The 2336-nt window shown below is 65.6% G+C and carries 2 pseudogenes; one reads left to right on the top strand and one right to left on the bottom strand.

Annotated features, from left to right (window positions below):
* Positions 1–104 precede the first annotated feature (104 nt).
* A pseudogene (locus tag ABZ070_RS36845) lies at positions 105–564 on the bottom strand (transposase); the annotation flags it as partial.
* Between the two features lie 266 nt (positions 565–830).
* On the opposite strand from ABZ070_RS36845, the pseudogene ABZ070_RS36840 reads away from it, so the two are divergent.
* Positions 831–1875: pseudogene (locus ABZ070_RS36840) on the top strand (IS110 family transposase); the annotation flags it as partial.
* Positions 1876–2336 lie beyond the last annotated feature (461 nt).

Below are 2336 nucleotides of genomic sequence, written 5' to 3'. Positions count from 1 at the left end.
CCGACATGATCAACCTGCGTGCTTCAACCCCCACCACACACAGACCAACGACCCAGGTCAGCCGCCGTCACCGCTAATCACGCACGAGGTCGTAAGGCCGTGTCCTATGTGGTGAGGGGGACGAGTCGCTTGTGCAGCACAGAGCGGCGGCGAGGCCGAGAAAGGGCAGGTAGTTACGGGGGGCGTTTCGTAGCGGTGGTTGTGTCTGCGGTGGCCGGTCTGCCAGGACGTGGTGCGTTCGATGACTCATCTGCGGCGGCCGAGTCGTTTGCTGGAGTCGATGTCTTTGCGGGTGATGCGGACTGCGATGCGTTTGCCGCGTAACCACTTCCGCAGTTCAGGTAGGTCGTAGGCCTTGTCGGCGTGGAGGCGTTGGGGTTTGAAGTGGCGTCCGGGGTGGGGGTCGTGTCTCGTTTGGTGACCTGCCACCATGGGCTTCAGTGCGAGGCTGTCGTGCGTGTTGGCTGCGGAGACGCCAACGAGGTGGGGCAGTCCGTTCGCGTCCGACAGGACGTGCATCGTGGAACCCGGTTTGCCCCGGTCCACGGGGTTCGGGCCTGTGTGCGCCCCCCGTTACCTTCTTGATGGCCCTGCAACGGGGCTCCCGGCCTTCGGCCCCGGCATGACTGAGCCCCCTTGTCGATCAGGATCGAAAAAGTGGTGTCACCGGGACCGAAGGCATTGGCAGACCGCTGATTAGGGGCACGAGCGCCGGACCCGTGAATGGGTGGGGCAGTCTCTTCGTAACGTGGATGCCGGCACGCTGATGCCGCAGGTGAGGCCGGGAAGAACGCGCATACGGGAGCAAGCACGTGGGCGGTCAAGGTGGCATCGACGTCTATCTGGGTCTGGACGTCGGCAAGGGCGAACACCTGCGACGGCGCTGGCCCCGGAGGGCAAGAAGACCTTCGACAAGCGGCTGCCCAACACCGAGTCGAAGCTCCGCGAGGTCTTTGCCAAGCTCCAGGCAAGCACGGCACCGTCCTGGTGGTGGTCGACCAGCCCGCTTCCATAGGCGCCCTGCCTCTGGCAGTGGCTCGTGACGCGGGCTGTCGTGTCGCCTATCTGCCGGGCCTGACGATGCGGCGGATCGCCGATCTATACCCAGGCGAGGCGAAGACCGACGCCCGCGACGCGTATGTCATCGCGGACGCGGCCCGTTCGATGCCCCACACGCTGCGGGCCATCGAGGCGGCCGACGAGACCGTGGCCGAGCTGGAGATGCTGACCGGCTTCGACGACGACCTGGCCACCGAGGTGACACGGACCAAGAACCGACTGCGGGGCCTGCTGACACAGATCCATCCGCCGCTGGAGAAGATCCTTGGCCCCCGCCTGGACCACCCTGCCGTGCTCACCTTGCTCGAACGCTTCGGCTCTCCTGCCCAGCTGCGGAAGGCAGGACGGCGCAGACTCGTCACACTGCTGCGGCCGAAGGCCCCGCGGATGGCCGAGCGCCTGGTCGAGGACATCTTCATCGCACTCGACGAGCAGACCGTGGTCGTCCCCGGCACCGACACCGCCGCATTGATCGTCCCCAATCTCGTCTCTGGCCTCGGCTCCGTACTGGACCAGCGCAGACTCCTCGCAGCCCGGATCGAGGAAATGCTGGCGGCTCACCCTCTTTCCCAGGTCCTGATCTCGATGCCCGGCATCGGGGTCAGGACCGCCGCCCGGATCCTCATTGACGTCGGCGACGGCAGCGCCTTCGCTTCCGCCGGACACCTGGCCGCCTACGCCGGCCTGGCACCCGTCACCCGTGCCTCCGGCTCCTCCATCCGCGGCGAACACCCCGCTCGGCGAGTCAACAAGCAGCTCAAACGCGCCTTCTACCTCGCCGCGTTCGCCTCACTCTCGCAACCGGAGTCACGGGCCTAATCCATTGTTAAGAGCGTCCTGTTGGGGCGGTTGTTCCCAAGGACGTTCGAGCGCCGGATCGTGACATCTAGTGGCTGCCGGGCGGGTAACGCCTCGCTTTAGACAGGTGTGCGGCCTTGGTGCTCGTGGTGGTGGCGGTCACGCAGCACCGGGTGGATGCCTATCACGCACCGGGCTTGGATGCCTAGTAGTAGACCGCGCAGCATTCGGCACCTTCATGACCGCCGCCACCGTCAACAACTACCGGCTTGATCACTCGTTGGTGTTGGTGGTGCGAGCCCGCCGCACAGTGACCTCTCGATATGCCAGAGCCGCCTGAGCTCCCGCAGAGACCGAGGCCTGTGGGGTGCGCTGGTGCCACGAACGACTCTTAATGAGTTTAGTCAAGCCGTCTGAGCCTCTCGGGCCGCCTTCTCGCGGGGGTTGTACTCCCTCTCATAGAGCCGGCCATCTCGGAG

Source organism: Streptomyces sp. NPDC006283 (genome assembly GCF_040613325.1).
Lineage (GTDB): Bacteria > Actinomycetota > Actinomycetes > Streptomycetales > Streptomycetaceae > Streptomyces.
The sequence above is the reverse complement of the archived record's forward strand: the minus strand, read 5'-3'. Positions and strand labels throughout refer to the sequence as shown.